The sequence below is a fragment of the Methylomusa anaerophila genome (assembly GCF_003966895.1).
GTDB classification, from domain to species: domain Bacteria; phylum Bacillota; class Negativicutes; order Sporomusales; family Sporomusaceae; genus Methylomusa; species Methylomusa anaerophila.
On sequence record NZ_AP018449.1, the window covers coordinates 3,845,392 to 3,863,995 of the forward strand.

16 protein-coding genes, 3 tRNA genes, 1 other RNA gene and 1 riboswitch are annotated in these 18,604 nt (G+C 43.8%); of the genes, 18 read left to right on the plus strand and 2 right to left on the minus strand.

Annotation, left to right across the window (positions count from 1 at the left end):
• Positions 1-35 precede the first annotated feature (35 nt).
• The 14 genes from rnpB to MAMMFC1_RS17420 all read left to right on the plus strand — a co-directional run bounded on the left by rnpB (position 36) and on the right by MAMMFC1_RS17420 (position 13,974).
• Positions 36-389, plus strand: an RNA gene (gene rnpB / locus MAMMFC1_RS17355) — RNase P RNA component class A.
• 215 nt (positions 390-604) lie between these two features.
• On the plus strand, positions 605-2,035 hold the full coding sequence (gene glnA, locus MAMMFC1_RS17360; RefSeq protein WP_126310704.1) for a type I glutamate--ammonia ligase: 1,431 nt from the start codon (positions 605-607) through the stop codon (positions 2,033-2,035).
• A 264-nt stretch (positions 2,036-2,299) separates the two neighbouring features.
• Complete coding sequence (locus tag MAMMFC1_RS17365) at positions 2,300-4,210, plus strand: type I glutamate--ammonia ligase (protein ID WP_126309730.1); 1,911 nt, start codon at positions 2,300-2,302, stop codon at positions 4,208-4,210.
• 179 nt (positions 4,211-4,389) lie between these two features.
• Positions 4,390-4,902, plus strand: coding sequence for a ferritin family protein (locus MAMMFC1_RS17370; RefSeq protein ID WP_126309731.1), 513 nt, complete (start codon positions 4,390-4,392; stop codon positions 4,900-4,902).
• A 229-nt stretch (positions 4,903-5,131) separates the two neighbouring features.
• Positions 5,132-6,171, plus strand: a protein-coding gene (locus tag MAMMFC1_RS17375; RefSeq protein WP_126308630.1) for an IS630 family transposase whose coding sequence is annotated in 2 segments (ribosomal slippage) — positions 5,132-5,627 and positions 5,627-6,171 — 1,041 coding nt in all. Because the reading frame shifts where the segments join, the coding sequence is not laid out codon by codon here.
• A gap of 76 nt (positions 6,172-6,247) precedes the next feature.
• Complete coding sequence (locus MAMMFC1_RS17380; protein ID WP_126309732.1) at positions 6,248-6,919, plus strand: nitrite/sulfite reductase domain-containing protein; 672 nt, start codon at positions 6,248-6,250, stop codon at positions 6,917-6,919.
• Positions 6,920-7,051: 132 nt separating this feature from the next.
• Entirely contained in the window at positions 7,052-8,278 is a 1,227-nt protein-coding gene (locus MAMMFC1_RS17385; RefSeq protein WP_126309733.1) for a Zn-dependent hydrolase, read from the plus strand.
• 17 nt (positions 8,279-8,295) lie between these two features.
• Positions 8,296-9,000, plus strand: a complete 705-nt coding sequence (locus MAMMFC1_RS17390) for a 2-phosphosulfolactate phosphatase (RefSeq protein WP_158618807.1) — start codon at positions 8,296-8,298, stop codon at positions 8,998-9,000.
• A 190-nt stretch (positions 9,001-9,190) separates the two neighbouring features.
• Entirely contained in the window at positions 9,191-9,649 is a 459-nt protein-coding gene (locus MAMMFC1_RS17395) for a hypothetical protein (protein ID WP_126309735.1), read from the plus strand.
• Between the two features lie 119 nt (positions 9,650-9,768).
• A riboswitch (cyclic di-AMP (ydaO/yuaA leader) is annotated at positions 9,769-9,925 on the plus strand.
• An 18-nt stretch (positions 9,926-9,943) separates the two neighbouring features.
• The gene (locus tag MAMMFC1_RS17400) at positions 9,944-10,528 is read left to right on the plus strand and encodes a peptidoglycan-binding protein (RefSeq protein WP_232035829.1); all 585 of its coding nucleotides are present in this window, start codon (positions 9,944-9,946) and stop codon (positions 10,526-10,528) included.
• A 133-nt stretch (positions 10,529-10,661) separates the two neighbouring features.
• Complete coding sequence (locus MAMMFC1_RS17405) at positions 10,662-11,114, plus strand: DMT family transporter (protein WP_232035503.1); 453 nt, start codon at positions 10,662-10,664, stop codon at positions 11,112-11,114.
• A gap of 160 nt (positions 11,115-11,274) precedes the next feature.
• Positions 11,275-12,408, plus strand: a complete 1,134-nt coding sequence (locus MAMMFC1_RS17410) for an acyl-CoA dehydrogenase family protein (protein WP_126309737.1) — start codon at positions 11,275-11,277, stop codon at positions 12,406-12,408.
• Between the two features lie 79 nt (positions 12,409-12,487).
• Positions 12,488-12,564: transfer RNA gene (locus MAMMFC1_RS17415), tRNA-Val, on the plus strand.
• Between the two features lie 177 nt (positions 12,565-12,741).
• Positions 12,742-13,974, plus strand: coding sequence for a GDSL-type esterase/lipase family protein (locus MAMMFC1_RS17420; RefSeq protein ID WP_158618808.1), 1,233 nt, complete (start codon positions 12,742-12,744; stop codon positions 13,972-13,974).
• 43 nt (positions 13,975-14,017) lie between these two features.
• Here MAMMFC1_RS17420 and MAMMFC1_RS17425 read toward each other — a convergent pair whose 3' ends face one another.
• A complete protein-coding gene (locus MAMMFC1_RS17425; protein WP_126309739.1) occupies positions 14,018-14,341 on the minus strand; it encodes a DnaJ family domain-containing protein in 324 nt (107 codons plus the stop codon).
• Between the two features lie 15 nt (positions 14,342-14,356).
• Positions 14,357-15,235: a DMT family transporter gene (locus MAMMFC1_RS17430; protein ID WP_158618809.1), complete on the minus strand. Its 879-nt coding sequence runs from the start codon at positions 15,233-15,235 to the stop codon at positions 14,357-14,359.
• A 245-nt stretch (positions 15,236-15,480) separates the two neighbouring features.
• On the opposite strand from MAMMFC1_RS17430, the gene MAMMFC1_RS17435 reads away from it, so the two are divergent.
• The 4 genes from MAMMFC1_RS17435 to MAMMFC1_RS17450 all read left to right on the plus strand — a co-directional run bounded on the left by MAMMFC1_RS17435 (position 15,481) and on the right by MAMMFC1_RS17450 (position 18,567).
• Positions 15,481-15,554: transfer RNA gene (locus MAMMFC1_RS17435), tRNA-Pro, on the plus strand.
• A gap of 14 nt (positions 15,555-15,568) precedes the next feature.
• Positions 15,569-15,642 (plus strand) — tRNA-Gly (locus MAMMFC1_RS17440).
• Between the two features lie 173 nt (positions 15,643-15,815).
• Positions 15,816-17,435 carry a peptide chain release factor 3 gene (locus MAMMFC1_RS17445; protein ID WP_126309741.1) on the plus strand — a complete coding sequence of 540 codons (1,620 nt, stop codon included), beginning with the start codon at positions 15,816-15,818 and terminating at the stop codon, positions 17,433-17,435.
• Between the two features lie 46 nt (positions 17,436-17,481).
• Positions 17,482-18,567, plus strand: coding sequence for an MBL fold metallo-hydrolase (locus MAMMFC1_RS17450; RefSeq protein WP_158618810.1), 1,086 nt, complete (start codon positions 17,482-17,484; stop codon positions 18,565-18,567).
• Positions 18,568-18,604: the final 37 nt, after the last annotated feature.

Consider the following 18,604-nt stretch of genomic DNA (forward strand, 5'->3'; position numbering starts at 1 on the left):
TTATGATAATATATAGTTCTTAATAATAAGGCGAATGAGTACGAAAGATGATCGCGGATGCTGAGGCATACGAGGAAAGTCCGAGCTCCATAGGGCAGGGTGCTGGATAACGTCCAGCGAGGGTGACCTTAGGGATAGTGCCACAGAAATGTAAACCGCCTGGGAAGCCAGGCAAGGATGGAACGGTGCGGTAAGAGCGCACCAGCAGTCAGGTGACTGGCTGGCTAGGTAAACCCCACCCGGAGCAAGACCGAATAGGGAAGGGATGAAGCTGCCCGCTGATCCTTCCGGGTTGTGTCGCTAGAGCCGCCAGGCAACTGTCGGCCAAGATAAATGATCATCTCCGTGGAAAAAACGGAACAGAACTCGGCTTATTGACTACTCATCCGCAATATTAAGAAGACTATTTTTAAAAACTATCTAGAAACTATATAGACAAACCTAAGTTTTGTGTTATAATTACATCATATGGTAAGGTGATGTTTTCATACCGTGGTCAGGCAATGGCGCCGTTGAGATGTTTGGGTTTAAAACCGAAACACTTGTCGGTGTCTTTTTTTATATATTTACAATTTTTACAATCAGAAGCAGGAGGTAAAGGATGATGAGTATGACTGTGCAAGAAGTATTAGCACTTGCCAAAACCAAAGGGGCCCAGTTCGTAGATTATAAGTTTATTGACCTTCCCGGTGTTTGGCAGCACAAAACAGTTCCTATCAGTGAATTTGATGAATCGGTTTTTACTGAGGGTACAGGTTTTGACGGTTCCAGTATCCGCGGTTTTCAGGGTATTGAAGAAAGTGATATGTTGCTGATTCCTGATCCGGGTACCGCAATTATTGATCCTTTCATGAAACTCCCCACTTTGAGCTTAATCTGTAATGTTGTATCCCCTGATAAAGTTAGCTATAGCCGCGACGCTCGTTACATAGCACAAAAGGCGGAAGCCTATTTGAAAAAATCCGGTATTGCCGATACCAGCTACTGGGGTCCGGAAGCTGAATTCTTCCTGTTTGATGATGTACGCTATGACGCTACCCAAAATACAGCTTATTATGCCGTAGATTCCGAAGAAGCGATTTGGAACACCGGCAAAAGTGAAAATCCCAATCTTGGCTACAAGATTCGGAATAAAGAAGGATATTTGCCTGTTCCCCCGGCAGATGCCACCCATGACATCCGGTCGGAAATGTCCGCAGTTTTAGAAAGCTTAGGCATACAGGTAGAAGCCCATCATCACGAAGTTGCTACCGCTGGCCAAGGCGAAATTGATATGCGGTTTGACACTCTAACTACTATGGGTGACAAACTAATGCTGTTTAAATATGTGGTCAGAAATGTAGCCAAACTTCATGGAAAAGTAGCTACCTTCATGCCGAAACCGTTGTTCGGCGATAACGGCAGCGGTATGCATGTGCATCAGAGTCTTTGGGGCAACGGCAGTCCATTGTTTTTCGACTCTAACAACTATGCTCAACTCAGCCAAACTGCTTTATATTACATTGGCGGTCTTTTAACACATGCTTCCGCGCTTCTGGCTATTTCCTCACCGACCACTAATTCTTACAAGCGGCTGGTACCAGGTTATGAAGCACCGGTTAACATTGCCTTCTCCGCCCGTAACCGCAGTGCCGCTATCAGGATTCCCATGTATTCCAACAATCCCAAGGCAAAACGTATTGAATTCCGCCCGCCCGATCCTTCTTGCAATCCCTATTTGGCCTTTGCAGCGATGCTTATGGCCGGTATTGACGGAATCAAAAATAAAATCGATCCGGTTGCAGCCGGGTTCGGGCCGTTGCAAGTCAATATCTACGAATTGTCACCGGAAGAAAAAGCTAAAGTTAAGAGCGTACCCGGCTCCCTGGAAGGGGCGCTTAAAGCATTGGAAGACGACCATGCCTTCTTATTGGAAGGCGGAGTATTTACACAAGACCTTCTGGAAACCTGGATTTCGTACAAATACGCCAATGAAGTCGATGCAGTACGCCTACGTCCGCATCCCATAGAGTACAAACTTTATTTTGACATTTAAAAAAATACTTCAAAAATACAGAGAAAGCGTTAGTTTCGTCTAACGCTTTCTTTTTTATGACCAATTGCCGTAAAATAGATTTTTTAACCATATCTTATGCTGGTGAAGAAGGATAAATACATTCTACAAGGAATATATTATAATCGTGTCCCTCAATAGCGTCCAAAACACATAAATATTAGCTTTGTCTTTAATAGCTGGATCCGGCATTCTGTCTTTGGTCGTCAAATAGGGCAACATGATAAATATAACGAGGTGGAAAATATGGTGAAAGATTTGTTGTACGTGATCCCGGCCGGCAAGTATGGCAAAGAAGATCTGGTTAATCTCCTGAAGAATCATCCCGAGATAAAATTTGTCTCTCTTGTTGGTATTGATTTGGCGGGTAATGACACTGACGAAAAAATACCCATTCAATTATTTTTAAAAAATGTTGATGATTTTTTCGCCGGCAGTGCAGTGCAGACTGATGGATCTTCCGTCGTGTTAACAGGCGTTGCCACATTGAACAATGCCAAGGTTGACATGATAGCTGATCCAAATGTTAATTGGCCTGTTGACTATAACTACGAATTGACCGATGAAGAGACCGGTAAACCGGTCGGCACTCTCCGCATTCCGTCTTTCTTGGTTCATAACGGTGTCCGTGTTGATTCCCGTTCCATACTGGCTCAAAGCCTGGAATATATAAAATCTGAACTTCTTTCACTGTTTAAAAGGAATACCAAAATTGCCGGTATAGAGCATGTCAGTGCTGATGAAATTGAAGATGTGGTCTTTACTTCGGCGACTGAGCTTGAATTCTGGGTTAAAACTCCGGCCAACAAAGCCGAAGTTGAAGAACTTTCCGCTTCTCAGGTTATGCAGGAACAGTACTGGCAGCGTACCCGCGGCAATGTACGCACGGCGATGGAACAGGCGATTTTAATGCTGGCAAAGTACGGCCTTGAACCGGAGATGGGGCATAAGGAAGTTGGCGGTGTAAAAGCTAAAATTGATGAAGCCGGTCATCTCAGCCATGTTATGGAACAGCTTGAAATCGACTGGAAATTCGCCAATGCTATTCAAGCTGCCGATAATGAACTTCAAGCCCGTATCATTATAAAAGAGGCTTTCCGGTCGAATGGACTGGACGTAACCTTTAAGGCTAAACCAATTATTGGTATTGCCGGCAACGGGGAACATACTCACGTTGGCATTGCGGCAAAACTAAAATCAGGTAAAATTATTAACCTGTTCTCGCCTGCCGATATGTCCAAGTATTTTCTGAGTGCGATTGGTTATGGAGCAATCATGGGCCTCCTCAAAAACTACGAGGTTGTGAATCCGTTCATTTCTTCCACCAATGACTCTCTCAACCGGTTGAAACCCGGCTTTGAAGCGCCGGTATGCATCGTAACTTCTCTTGGTCACGATCCGGCAGTTCCTTCCCGCAACCGCACCATTCTCGCCGGTCTGGTTCGTGATGTCGCTAGTCCTCTTGCCACCCGTTTCGAAGTTCGCGCCCCCAATCCTTATACCAATACTTATATTGCTTTGACAACAATTTACTTAAGTATGTTCGATGGAATTAAGGCTTGCATTGAAGCTGGCAAGTCCGTTGAGGAACTTGACGCTGAACTGTCCAAAGATGCTGGAACAGCAGGCTTCTATCTTGAAAAAGACCGCGCTTATCGCAGTGAGCATGACGTATTTGAGGATTATACGGCTGAAACAAGGGACCGCCTGTTTAGCAAGCCGCCGGCAACTGTTTGGGAAAACATGAATAATCTAAAAAAATATCCGGAAAAAGTAAAAGTCATTACTGCCGGCAATGTATTGCGGCCTGAACTGGTAGAAGCTTTTGTGGCCGGTGCTTTGATCCGCTGGAAAACCGAGCTATTAAACCGCATTATTCCTGAGAATCTGTCAATTGTTACCGATGCATGTCGTCTCCATGATACGGAAGCAACTGATTTGGATCTTCATAATTGGGAAAAAATCAACTCTCTCAGAGTATACTTGGCCAAAGACAGCGTTGCCCAAAAGAGTATTTTCACTCAAATCAGAGACGCTATATCCACGGGGGACTTCGATACTGCTTCCAAACTGCAGATAGAAATGACCGACAAAATTGATGAACTCAAAGCCCTTTACTTACAATACAGGAAAAACATGATCCATATTTGTAACTGAGTCTAACACCCCAATCGCAGTTGAGGTCGTAGACTGTAGATAAACCCGCTTTTATTGCCTCATGGCTTGAAAACGGGTTTTATTACATTGTTAAGCTGAGACAAGGAATTTCGTAATTTTTATGGAATATAAATTATAAAGCTATATTTTAGAATAAGTCGGGGGAGGTATATACCGTTATGGAAAAAAACACGTGCGATAGCAACCGTTTGTTTAGTGATTTAGAAGGTCTAAGAATCAGTATGGATATTGAAGCCCGCGGCCGGGACTTTTACAAGCAGGCGTATGAAAGAGCGGAAAAAAAAGAGCATAAAGAGCTGTTTTTGCTGCTTATGAATGATGAAATTCACCATTTGGAAAAATTCACTCGTTTATATAATCAATTTAAAGAAAATAAAGCCGCATATAATGATGAGTATTTGTTTGACGCTGACATTTCCCGGTATCTAACCGTTTTGGCTGAAGCTCACATATTTCCGCAAGACAAATCTAAAAATGTGCTGCCGGAACTGAAAAGTATGGCCGACATTCTGAAATCGGCCATACAAGATGAAAAGGATTCCATTTTATTTTATGATGCCCTGTCAAAATGTGCGAAATTTGAAGAAGCGAAACAAGTTTTTAATGTCTTAAAGGCAGAAGAACAGACTCACGTCGTGAAACTCCGGGAAATGTTTGATGGCTGGGCTTAAACAACTTTTCTCCCATATTTATCGCAATGATTATTTCGATCTTGTTTTAAATAGCGCGTTACGGCGCTATTTTTTTTTGAAAAATTTTGTAGTAAAAAATCAATCTAGCAGGATTTTTTGTAATCTATATAAAATCTAAAAAAGATTTACATTAGGGACTATTTTCTTTTGGTTAAATGTGGTATTTTTAAAATATACTTATTCTTTAACCAAAGGAGCAGGGTTACACATGGAATCCTTAGATAATCGTCTAATTGCAGTAAATCATGCAATGAAGAATTGTAAAAACCGACGCCTGTTTGAGCGCTACCAAACCATAAAACTTTACTTGGAAGGTTATGATGTTCCTCAGATCGCCAAAATCACCGGTCGTTGTTTGAAAACAGTCTACAATTTTCTCAACGCCTATCAGACCGGTGGCCTTAAGGCCCTTGCAATGAACTTCTCTCCTGGCAGACCCTCTTTTCTTACCAAGGAACAAAAACAAGAAATTCTTGATGTCCTGATCCATAAAAGACCCGAGGATGTAGGTTTTCCGGCAGAGATGAACTGGACAGGACCCATCCTTAGAGAATGGATAATTCGCACCTTTAATGTAGAATATTCTCGAAGTGGAACCAATGTATTATTGCACGAACTGGGCTTTACCTGTACTCGTCCAACCTATACTCTTGCTCATGCTGACCCAATTCAACAAGAAGAATTCAAAAAAAATGGGAAACCCTGAGAGCCGATCTTTTGCATGACAAAGTTGATCGTATTTTGTTTCAGGATGAATCTATGATTCGGGATTATCAGGCTATCGCCCGTACTTGGTTTCCAAAAGGGCAGCAACGCATTATCCCAACTTACGGTAAGCATCAAGGTATTAAACTTTTAGGCACGCTTGACTATGAAAGCGGCGAAATCTTTGTAATCGAAAGTGACCGTTATGATGCCGAGGTCTTTTTGTCCTTTCTACAGCAGATCCTTTTGAAGTATCCAGGGGAAAGAATTGTAATCATTCTCGATAATGCCAGAATTCATCATGCCAATCTCTTACAGCCATTCTTAAAGAGTAACAAGGATCGTCTTACCCTTGTTTTTTTGCCGCCTTACAGTCCCAATCTTAATCTAATTGAAGAATTCTGGGGCTGGCTCAAGCATTCTTGTATCTACAACGTTTTTTATCACTCAACCAATGAAATTCGCCAAAGGATTCAAAGGTTTGTCGCTCAAATCAATCAAATGCCTTTAAAGGTCATTGATAGGTTGTGTTGTTCTTTGTAAATCTTTAATAGATTGTATATATATCAAATTATATTAACATTCCAATAAAAATAATTATCTAACGGAGGATGATACCATGGAAGTTAAAACCGATTTGCTGGAAAAAGGTGCAATTATACAGCGTGATAAAGAAACATATGCTATTGCTCCCCATATTCCCGGTGGAATTATTCTTGATCCTTCAATCCTGCGTAAAATTGCGGATGTGGCAGAAAAATACGCGGCCAAAGCGCTGAAAGTAACTTCGGCGCAACGCATCGCAATCGTTGGCATTCCGGAAGACAAAATCGACAGCGCCTGGGATGATCTGGGAATGGATAAAGGTGCTGCCGTAGGTCTTTGTGTTCGCAGCATAAAAATATGTCCGGCTGCACATTTTTGTAAGCGTGCTCAGCAAGACGGCGTGACTTTAGGTCTAGCACTCGATAAGATTTATCATGGAATGGAGCTCCCAGGCAAACTTAAAATAGGAGTCAGCGGCTGTACAAATTCTTGCGCCGAATCAGCCCTAAAAGATGTTGGCCTTATTGGCACTCCCAAAGGCTATAGAGTATACATCGGCGGTAGCGCTGGTTCCAGGCCGAGAATTGCCGATTTATTGACGGAACAAGTAGTGCAGGAAGACGTTTTGCCCCTGGTTGCAAAAATAATTGATTATTATAAAGCCAATGCCCGTAAACATGAAAGAATAGGTATGATGATCGACCGTCTTGGTTTCGATACGGTTAAAGAAGAAATTCTAAGATAAACTAAAAACGTCCGGTATCGGCCGGACGTTTTAGCTTGTCCGGGGTGGAAATTTTATTTGTTTAGCAGTATACTTTTTTTAATAGGTTATTGAGAGGAGGCGGGGGAAATAGCTGCAAGTAATCGACAGGACGTGGCGCGGGTGTTGAAAATTATAAATGAGCTCGCTTTACTAAGCGAAGGAAGAAATGGCATTTGCCGTTTGGCGTTTAGCGAGGCTGACCTCAAGGCACGGCAATACATGATGAATATCATGAAAGAAAGCGGATTTGCCGTACGGCTGGATCCTATCGGCAATATTATCGCCCGTTATGAAAGCGGTACGGTAGAAGAAGGCGCACCGGCAGTGGTTACCGGTTCTCACCTGGATACAGTTCCCGAAGGCGGTAAATATGACGGTGTTTTGGGTGTTGCCGTTGCTTGGTCCGCCGTGCAGCGATTAAAAGAAAAGCAACTGCCACTGAGTCATCCTGTGGAAGTGGTTGTTTTCGCCGCTGAAGAATCAAGCCGATTTAATTTTGCCACAATGGGTAGTAAAGCCATGGCCGGAATGGCAAATATTCACGCTTGGTCTAAGGCGAAGGATCAGAATGGGATAAGTTTTTCCGATGCTTTGACGACTGCGGGATTAACTTTAAGTGATGTACCGGGTGCGACCCGTTCCAAGAAAGATATAAAAGCATTCGTCGAACTGCATATTGAACAGGGACGCATTTTGGAACAAGAACATTGTGTTATTGGTATAGTTGAATCTATTGCTGCGCCAACCCGCCTCAAAATAACTGTGGAAGGTACCGCTGCCCATGCCGGAACAACTCCAATAGAAGACCGGCAAGATGCCTTGGTTAGTGCTGCTATGATCATTCTGGCCGTAAGGAATATTGCTGCGGAACAATCGTACGAAGGCACAGTAGCTACAGTAGGAGCTATTAAGGCATCCCCGGGTGTTATCAATGTAATTCCCGGTAAAGTGGAGATGTGGGTAGACATAAGAGGGACACGGCAGGAAAATGTTATCGAAGTACTGCAGGAGATCAAAGATGCGATTAGTACAATTGCCGATGACCAGGATACTCCTGTTTCCATTGAGGTAATATCGTCAGAAAAACCGGCCCAGATGGATGAAGGAATAAATGAATTGGTTAAGGCTGTATGCCGGGATCTAAATATACCTTATACCCGGGTTGACAGCCGGGCCGGGCATGACGCAATGAATATGGCTCATATTGCTCCCACGGCGTTGATCTTCCTTCCCTGCCATGAAGGCATTAGTCATAATCCGGAGGAATTTGTCGCTACCGAGCATATTTCAATAGGAATTGATGTTTTAACAGAGACTATTTACCGAATAGCAAAATAAACTGGCAGGTGCATTGTGTGAAAATCGATGTATGTTTCTCAATTAATGAGTATACTCAACCGAGGTACTTAGGTTACAGTGCAGTCGTTATTGATGTGTTGAGAGCAACCACATCGATAGCAACGGCACTTCATAACGGATGTATGCGATTGATACCCGTCGAAACAGTTGAGCAGGCAATAAAATTAAAACATGATAGATATCAGGACGCCCTTTTAGCTGGTGAACGCAAGGGACAATTGATACCTGGATTCAATCTCGGTAATTCGCCGTATGAATATACAAAAGAAGTTGTACTGGACAAAACCATTATTATGACGACTACAAACGGTACACTAGCCCTAAGTAAAGCTCGCAATGCAGAAAAGGTATTTACCGCTTCTTTTGTTAATGCAGATGCGGTTGCGCGAAAACTGTATGAAGAAAGCCGGGATATTGTTGTTTTATGTGCGGGCACAGAAGGGCGTTTCTCTCTAGAAGATGCTTTATGTGCCGGACTTTTAGCGGAACGGCTAACCGACAGGGCTTGGCTTAGTGACTCGGCAATGGCCGCTCAAGCCATGTACCGTGATTTCCGTTGTGATTTAGTTAAGAAAATTTCGGCTTCCTCCCATGCCCAATATCTATTCAGTATTGGTTACGGCGACGACGTGGCTTTTTCCATGGAGCACGACGCCTATTCTGTCGTTCCTCAATTTAGGGAAGGTCAGATTACTGCCTAGGTTTATTTTACCAGTCATCAAGTTTTAGTTGGGCTAACATTGTGTATAAGTGTAATGAAAAGGTTCGACTAACCTCCTGTTAGCGTTTGGAGGTTAGTTTTCTTTATATTACCTCTATAGTTTATGTAAAGTATATGATAAAATATCCTCGAACATCTAATCTATTACCCGAAAGGAGTAAATACTAAGCATGAAAAAAATGGCCGCGATGATGTTAATAGTTTTTGCAGTTCCGTTATTTTTCCCGGCAATGCCCCGGGCTGAAGCCGCATTGTTGGATGACAAGCTAACTCAGAGGATGGCGCAAAATCCTACTGTTTCTCAAGTTCAATCGATAATTAACATTACCAACAGTATTCAAAAAAGCGAGAAGCAGGATTTATGGAGTATATTGGTAAAGGCAGTGATGGAGCAATCCGGAAACGCCGAGGCAGTAAATGGAATTGCTTCGGCAGCGAATGATATAGTCACACTAAATGCCTCAATTCAGGATCCGAATATTCTCGGCAAAGTCAAGGTATTGGTACAAAATAAGGTGGAAGAACACGTCAAAGAAAGTCTGATTCCATATGAGGATAAACTTAACACTCTGGCCGAATTGATTAACGCCGGTAACGTCTTGTATTCCCCAAGCCATTCAAAACAATAACTTTCCAACCGGTGCTCCGCCTAGCTACGGACAGATATATTAATAATATATTAATTTTGTATTAAATTTTGTACATTGCCAAAGATTGACCGAACTAGGTAATTTATAGTATCATAATTATGATCATGTCGCCGAATCCTTGGGCAATAGGTACGGGGGAACCAATATATATTAGGGGTGAATCTGCCAATACAAATAGGGCAGAAGGGTTATTTCTCTTACTTCTCTTTGACCCTAACCCAACAGCTAACCTCGGAGGCGCAGTGTAAAGAGAGGGTGAGGCAATTGAAAATAGTGTGTCGGGCAGTAGTGCTGCTGTTCCTTCTGTCTAGCGGTACTTTCCCAATTGTTTTTGCATCGCCCGTTCTTTCATCAGGTGGTACCATAGATATTGGTTCCCGTGGTGACGAAGTACGGGTTGTACAAAAACTTCTTGCCGATGCCGGATTCTATGCCGGTGAAATTGATGGCATCTATGGATCGGGCACACAAAGAGCCGTAAAAGAATTCCAGCAGAGCAATGGCCTTACTGTGAGTGGAGTTGTGGATAAAGAAACAGTTCTTTATCTCGAACGGGCCGGGGGAGAACCGAGCCGATACAACAGGTCGTTGCTAATGAGGGCCTCTGCATACACGGCCAATGACCCTGGCTGCAGCGGATTTACCTACCGCGGTAACCAGTTACGCCGGGGACTGGTTGCAGTAGATCCAACAGTGATTCCTCTGGGTACCCGTTTATATATTAATGGCTACGGCTATGCAATTGCTGATGATATCGGCAGTTCTATCAAAGAGAACCGTATTGATTTATCATTTGACAGTCGGGCTGAAGCTTTTAGTTTCGGTGTCAGAAATGTAACTGTTTATATCTTGGATTAGCAGGCGTTGTGCCTGTTTATTTTTTTATTTATAATACTTTACTTACAGTATTGTCAGTATATAAACACATCGGCAGTATTATACTAACCCTGTATGAATTTGCTAGGACAACCTTCTAAGGAGCGTGTAAAGGGTGAATTTCATTTCACAAGAAATGCTGCCGTTAGTATTGGCGTTGATATCTGGTGTATTAATGGCGGTACAGGGATCTCTAAACAGCGCTTTAAGTAAGGTAATAGGGCTGTTAGAAGCCACATTCATGGTTCATATCACGGGGACAATTGTAGTTATGCTACTACTGTTCATTTTTAAAATGGGAAAAGGTAACCTATATGTCTGGCCTGATGCCCCCTGGTATTCTTGGCTAGGAGGCATAATTGGCGTAGGAATTATTTATCTGGTAGCCGCAAGCATCCCCAGTGTCGGTGTAGCCAATGCCACAACGGCCATAATCGTCGGACAAGTTCTAACGGCGATTATAATCGATCATTTTGGTGGTTTCGGACTAGAACGTATTACGTGCAGTCCCAAGCAAATTTTAGGGCTTGTGTTACTTGCTACAGGAGCGAAGTTTTTGCTTAAGTGAACAGAAAAGTGTACAGTGCCGCGGCATGGTAATGTATACTTTTTTTATTTTTTACAGGCAAAAGTGTTAACAAAAAAAAGATAATGCGGTATACTTAACATTAGAATTTTTTGGTATCATTTGTAGAATTATTTATTTTTTATATTTAAGGAGGCAAAGCATGGATTTTAACTTTACTCCCGATCAAATGGCATTGCAAAAAATGGTTAGAGATTTTGTGGCAAAGGAAATTACTCCGAAAGCTTTGGAAATGGATAAAGAGGGCGAAGTGCCGCCGGAACTGTGGACCAAACTTGATGAAGCAGGACTGCTGAACCTGACTGTGCCGGCAGAATATGACGGACCCGGGCTTGACGCCCTATCAATTGCTCTCATCTATGAAGAGTTGGGTAAAGGTTGTGCCGGTATTGCGACAACTACCGCTGCCAATGCTTTGGCTTCCTACCCGCTAGTTCTCCTGGGAACTGATGAGCAGAAGAAAAAAGTTTTTGATGTGCTTAATGATGGCAAATTGGCCGCTTTTGCATTGACGGAACCGGGGGCGGGATCAGATGCCGGAGCTGTTGCGACTTCAGCTGTAAAAGACGGCGATTATTACATATTAAACGGAACTAAATGTTTTATAACCAACGGCGGTATTGCCGACATATATATTATCTTTGCCAATACCCGGAAAAGTGCAGGCATTCGGGGTTTGACCGCGTTTATTATTGACCGTGATACTCCCGGATTCTCCGTAGGTAAAGAAGAAGAAAAAATGGGCATCCGGGCATCCAACACTTGTGAACTCATCCTGGACAATGTGCGCATACCTGCATCCAACCGGATCGGTAAAGAAGGCGAAGGCTTCAAAATTGCCATGAAAACACTTGATGCCGCTCGACCGTTTGTAGGCGCTGTGTCAGTAGGGCTATCGCAAACAGCTCTGGATCTGGCAGTGAAATATTCAAAGGAACGCGTACAATTCGATAAACCGATTGCCTCCTTTCAGTTAGTACAAGCGATGATCGCCGATATGGCTATGGCCGTAGAAGCTGCCCGTCTACTTGTCTACAAAGCTTGCTGGCTGAAAGATCAAGGACTTCCTTACTCGAAAGAATCTGCTATGGCTAAATGTTTTGCCGCCGATACGGCGATGAAAGTAACCACCGATGCCGTACAAGTATTAGGCGGATATGGTTATTCCAAAGAATACCCGGCTGAGAAATATATGCGCGACGCCAAGATCATGCAAATTTATGAAGGCACAAACCAAATCCAGCGACTGGTTATTGCTAATAATATATTATACTAACATGTCCATTTATGTTCCTTAATATCGGTTTGACTCTTGACAATTAATTGGCGGCATAATATAATACGTTATGTGTTAAGGGACTATAGCTCAGTTGGTTAGAGTACTACGTTGACATCGTAGGGGTCACTGGTTCGAGTCCAGTTAGTCCCACCATTGAAATTTAAAGCTTTTGGGTGACCGAAAGCTTTTTTATTTTACACAAATCAGCAGGGATTTCATGCAAAAACAAGAATAATATTTATGCTATAAAATATTTATACTTGATAGGAATGTAATCTAATGCGTAAATCAATTGCAATATCGGTTTGTCTAATCCTTGTTTTTTTAGTTTTGCAAGCAACTCCCCGATCCACTTACGCGGATTTAACGACTATTAGCAAAGTCCGCCTTAGTTGGAAGCCAGTGCCGGATGCGGTCATGTATGAGTTTGTCATTACCAAGAATCCGGCCAAATCAAAGAGAGAACCGGTAGAAGAAGATATTGTTTTTAAAAAGGTCGACATTTATGCCCCCGGATATGAGGTGGATGTCAGACCCTACGCCGATGATTTAAACGGGCTATGGTGGCAAGTACGCGCGCTGAACCTTGATTATCAAGCAATATCGCAATTTACTCCTCCCCAAAAAGTAACGGAGGGTGAGCTTGATCCGCTATCGCCACTGCCGACTGCCGATCTTGCTGCACGGGCTTTTGTACCTTTATATCCTTCCTACTCCTGGATTCCGGTTCTTCATGCTGCTTCTTATGAAGTACAAATATTGTCGCAGCCACTAGCCCCGGAAAACATGAACACCCAAGGTATACTTGAGAGGAGTTATGCCATAACCGGTGGTACTTTGTTTGATTGCTACGATACACATAGCTACAATCAGGCAGGGACATGGTGGTGGCGGGTCGGCGCCAGAGATGTTGAAGGCAGATTAATCGGCTTATGGTCTGAAGCCTTACCGTTTAGTGTCCGCCTCACCGGAACTGACGTTGCCGCCTTTGGGGATAGTGTCACCCACGGGGGAGGGGCAGTTTCCAATCCGCCATGTGATCCGGCTTACGATTGGACAACCTATGTAGGTTTTCCCATGCGTAATTTAGGGTGTAGCGGTGATACCACATGGTCTATGCTCCAGCGATTTGACGCGGATGTTTTGCCCTTTTCTCCCAAGGTGTTGGTAATATCGGGTGGGGTTAATGATATTCGCGGCGGCACGCCTGCCGCTGAGGTAATTGACAATCTTGCGGCAATGAGGGAAAAGTGTCAACAGAACGGAATTTTTCCTGTATTCGTGACTTTGACCCCGGTGAATCCTACGGGGATAGAAAGGATTTTTCAAGAAAAGACATCTCCTGACTGGCAAAAAGAATGGACTGCCGTAAATATGTGGGTTCGCAGTCAAAATTCCTATGTAGACGTATCACCTTCATTCATAGACTTAAACGTGTTTATGCCTTCCTCATTATCTACAGATGGGTTGCACCCTGATACCAAGGGCAAAAAGATAATCGGCGAAGCTGTGGGTAAGTTCCTTGAACAGCGATTCAGCGGTTATTTTGACTCCGTGAATTAAAAGAAAACCGCAATTCTCCCCTAATGGGAGTATTGCGGTTTGATCACCGTCGGCGGCGCTTTTCCATCAAAATGTCATAATAAAGATTTTTTTCTATAAGTTTTTTCCGCAGCGATTCTTTTTCGTCTTCTTGCTGGCAGTCTGCAATAAATTTCTCCAGGGCAGCGATTTCTTTTTGGAGTTCCATCTCCTCAGGCAGTAATCCGGCGTTTTTCAGGATCTTATAGCCTGCCCTGAGCTCAGGAGGAATGTGGCAGCAGTCTTGTAGATCCAAAGGTTTCCCTTTACCCGGAAGATTGTCCAGTTCGCCGTTTTCGATTGCCTCAAGAATCTTTTCCTCCGCGATTTTGATTATGAGATCTTTCATGGTGCTGCCTTCCTTTTATATATATTTGTCTCTCGCAATACTTACTAATGAACCTGCAAGGATGAATACGACCCCGAATACTAAATTCACTGTGATTGCTTCATTCAAAACGGCAAAGGCGATAATAGGCGCGAAGATCGGTTTGATGAAAAATGTGATGGAAGCGGTTGACGGCCCGGACACTTCGATAGCCTTTAAATAGCAATAATAACCAATGGCGGTTACAAAAATGCTTAAATAGAGGAGAAGCGGCAACGTGGAAAGCTGGATTCCACCGACTACCGGCTGTTTTGTCACCAGCAGAACGACCAGAAGAACGGAAGAGCCCAAAATAAAGCTCAGACTGTTCTGCGTAAGCCCTCCGATCTTTTCAATCCGCTTTTTGCCGAGGGCTGTATACAGGCCAAACGCGACAGCAGCCACTAACGTGAGCAAAATCCCGCTCACAGCCGATTTGCCGCTGAATAAGGTAACCGGGTTTGCCACAATGATCAAGCCGATGACATTCAGAATAAGAACGACTGCTTTTTTGGCCGTGAATTTTTCATTGACGATAAACTGCGCAAAAATCATCGTGAAGATCGGGCTTGTCGAGATAATAACCGCGGCCAGATTCGCATTTGTCCGCATTACCCCAAGCTGGAACAAAACCATACTGATGCAGATGTTTACGAATCCCAGCAAAAAAAAGTAGGCCCAGTCGCCTACTGTCAGTCGATACTGCCTCTTTTTCAAGTCGAACATTGCAAATGGCAACAGGCAAATGCCGCCGATTAAAAAACGCAAAAACGTTAACTGCATGGCGTTAAAGGATGATCCGGCCAGTTTCAGCGCGACTTCCATCGTGCCAAATAAGAATGCAGCAGCAAGAACGAATGCAAAACTTTTTTTCACTTTAAATAACCTTCCAACATGATCATGATTCATGATTAGTGCGATGCCCAACAGGCCCCGTATTTTATAATACTCACCCCGGCTTAAAGGCATCTCATTTTAACGCATCAAAAATAAATCGTTCGCTAGATGACACTTTTATATTATAGCCCAATATCGCTTACTGTCAATAACTTGAGAAAATGTCTTCAGTATGTTTTGAGTTGACTTCATGTGATTGTTAGTGTATAATCAATTATCGTTGACGGGGCGTGGCTCAGTTTGGTAGAGTACCTGGCTTGGAACCAGGGGGCGCAGGTTCAAATCCCTGCCGCTCCGAGACCATTATGACATGCGGGTGTAGCTCAATGGTAGAGCACTAGCCTTCCAAGCTAGCTACGAGGGTTCGATTCCCTTCACCCGCTCCACCTGCCATACGGTTTTGTTTACACAAGAGGACTTATCACTCTTGTGTTGTTTTTTATATATTTTGATCCCCTGTGACGTCGCACCTATGCCGTTAATTTTTTTACAAATAAGTATTCTGTATAATATTAAATGCCGCGAACGAATAGTAATTAAAAATAGACCAGGAGGCAATATGATAGAATTAGAAACAGAGGTTCAAAAACGGCGAACATTTGCAATCATTTCTCACCCGGACGCGGGTAAAACAACATTGACGGAAAAGTTATTGCTTTTTGGTGGAGCTATCCGTTTAGCTGGTTCCGTAAAGTCCCGGAAAGCTCAGAAGCATGCTGTGTCCGACTGGATGGAGATTGAGAAACAAAGGGGAATATCTGTGACTTCCAGTGTGCTGCAATTTGATTATAACGGCTATAAGGTCAACATACTTGATACCCCGGGCCACCAGGATTTCAGTGAGGACACCTATCGTACATTGATGGCTGCCGACAGCGCGGTGATGCTGATTGACGCTGCCAAAGGCGTAGAGGATCAAACCAAGAAACTGTTTCAAGTTTGTAAGCAGAGAGGAATTCCGGTATTTACCTTTGTTAACAAACTGGACCGGTATGGACGCAACCCATTCGATCTGATGGAAGAGCTTGAAAAGGTGCTTGGAATTCGCGCCTATCCAATGAACTGGCCCATCGGTATTGACGGTAACTATAGTGGCATCTATATTCGCAATCAAGCTCAGGTAGAGTTATTTGAACAAGCTGGAGTGCATGGGCAGTCGGCCCTCCCGTCAAGTGTGGGCGGAGTGGATGATCCCCGTTTTAAAGAAGCCCTGGGAGAAGAGATTTACCATGCGTTGTGCGATGACATTACGCTGTTGGATATGGCCGGTGATGAATTTAACATTGAAAAAGTAGGTAAGGGAGAACTTACACCGATGTTTTTCGGTAGCGCCATGACCAACTTTGGTGTTCGGTTGTTCCTGGAAGAGTTTTTGCAGCTCGCACCGCCGCCGGTTCCTCGAGTTTCCTCAGTAGGAGTGGTCAATCCGTCGGATGAGAACTTTTCCGCATTTGTCTTTAAGATTCAAGCCAATATGAATCCGGCTCATCGTGACCGCTTGGCTTTTATCAGAATATGTTCCGGAAAGTTTTCCCGGGGGATGTCTGTATTTCACCCGCATACCGGAAAAAGCATCAAACTTGCTCAGCCCCAACAGTTCTTGGCACAGGAACGAACGATTATTGAGGAAGCCTACCCCGGGGATATTATTGGCTTATTCGATCCGGGAGTATTTGGTATAGGGGACACGTTATGTCAAGAAGGTAGTGAGTTTAGGTTTCAGGATTTCCCTATATTTCCACCGGAACAATTCGCCAGAGTACAGGCCAAAGATACTATGAAACGGAAACAATTTGTTAAAGGTATGACGCAGCTGACCCAAGAGGGTGCGGTGCAGATTTTCCGCCAGCCTGATTATGCAGTAGAGTCTTTTGTTGTTGGCGTTGTCGGCAGCCTGCAGTTTGAAGTGCTGGAATATCGCTTAAAACACGAGTACGGTGTGGATATTGTAATGAACCGCCTTCCTTACACATTGGCCAGATGGCTTATGTGCGAAAACTGCGAAGACATTGATTTAAAATTAAAATCAATGAAAAATATGGACAACGGAATGCTGGTTCAAGACGTTAAAGATCGCCCGGTTGCTTTAATAAGCAACGAGTGGCAACTTCGGTGGGTTGAGGAGCGTAATCCGGGGATTGAGTTTCTAGTTGTTCCCCAGGATGCGCGGGCAATTTAGAAGCGTGCGGCGGCTCCTAATACAATGTTAAGCTTAAAAGGAGTGAGTGGAATTGATTTTTCAGCAGTTAAGCCCGCATTATTGCCGGACGTATATGGTGGGAGACGAGAAAACCGGCGAAGTCGCGCTTATTGATCCGGTATTGGATCATGTGAATGATTATCTGACTGAAATAGAAAAATCTAAGCTAAAGTTAATCTATGTCATTGACACTCATACTCATGCGGATCATATCTCGGGTTGCCCGGCTCTCAGAGACCGGACGGATTGTCAGTACATTATGCATCAAAATGCCTTGGCCGGATGCGTGTCCAGGCGGGTTAACGAAGCTGATTCCATTCAGATTGGCCAAATTACCATGCAAGCCATATTTACGCCGGGACATACTCAGGATTCCATCTGTCTTCTTCTTGCTGACAGGATAATGACGGGAGATACATTGTTCCTGGATGACGGCGGCGCCGGGCGGGATGATTTGCCTGGAGGCGATGCCGCTACGCACTGGCAAAGCCTGCAAAAGTTAGCAAATCTTCCGGATCATCTTGTCGTATATCCGGCTCATGAATATAGAAACCGTCAGTCCTCCACTTTGCGAGAGCAGAAACTGCGCAATCCACATTTTCAGCATCGGACAAGAGAGGAGTTTGTTTCTTATCTGAATAGGCTAAAACTTGGGCCTGCTGAGTGGATGAAGGATGTGCTGGAAGTCAATGCAACTTATGCCCGTGACCCTCAAAATGTTTGGATTCCAATGGATTTACCCGCGTGTGAAGTACAGGGCGCTTGGGACAAAGGTGTTAATGATCAGCAGGTTGTATGTATCTCAGCGGAGAAACTTTATAAATGGCTAAATTCTAGTGACGTTCCTATTTTGCTTGATGTTCGTGAGCTTTCCGAGCTTACCGGGCCGTTAGGATATATCCAGGGTATTGTGCACATTCCCCTTGGTGAACTGGCCGGCAAATTAAACCAGCTTCGCCCCTATCAACAAAAAGATATTGTGGTTATCTGCCGCTCAGGTCACCGGGCAACTACCGGTGCCCAGATTCTGCAGCAAGCGGGGTTTGAAAAAATACAGGTCTTGCAAGGCGGCATGATTGCCTGGCTGGACATGAGGAAGGCAAAGAACTGATTTAAGCGAGACTGTTCAAAAAGAGATACCCGCTGCG

What these genes read in the sequence shown, in the direction of transcription:
- MAMMFC1_RS17410 (WP_126309737.1), top strand. Translation starts at nt 11,275, where the DNA reads ATGGATTTTAACTTTACTCCCGATCAAATGGCATTGCAAAAAATGGTT.
- glnA (WP_126310704.1), top strand. Translation starts at nt 605, where the DNA reads ATGAGTATGACTGTGCAAGAAGTATTAGCACTTGCCAAAACCAAAGGG.
- MAMMFC1_RS17380 (WP_126309732.1), top strand. Translation starts at nt 6,248, where the DNA reads ATGGAAGTTAAAACCGATTTGCTGGAAAAAGGTGCAATTATACAGCGT.
- MAMMFC1_RS17395 (WP_126309735.1), top strand. Translation starts at nt 9,191, where the DNA reads ATGAAAAAAATGGCCGCGATGATGTTAATAGTTTTTGCAGTTCCGTTA.
- MAMMFC1_RS17365 (WP_126309730.1), top strand. Translation starts at nt 2,300, where the DNA reads ATGGTGAAAGATTTGTTGTACGTGATCCCGGCCGGCAAGTATGGCAAA.
- MAMMFC1_RS17425 (WP_126309739.1), bottom strand. Translation starts at nt 14,341, where the DNA reads ATGAAAGATCTCATAATCAAAATCGCGGAGGAAAAGATTCTTGAGGCA.
- MAMMFC1_RS17370 (WP_126309731.1), top strand. Translation starts at nt 4,390, where the DNA reads ATGGAAAAAAACACGTGCGATAGCAACCGTTTGTTTAGTGATTTAGAA.
- MAMMFC1_RS17445 (WP_126309741.1), top strand. Translation starts at nt 15,816, where the DNA reads ATGATAGAATTAGAAACAGAGGTTCAAAAACGGCGAACATTTGCAATC.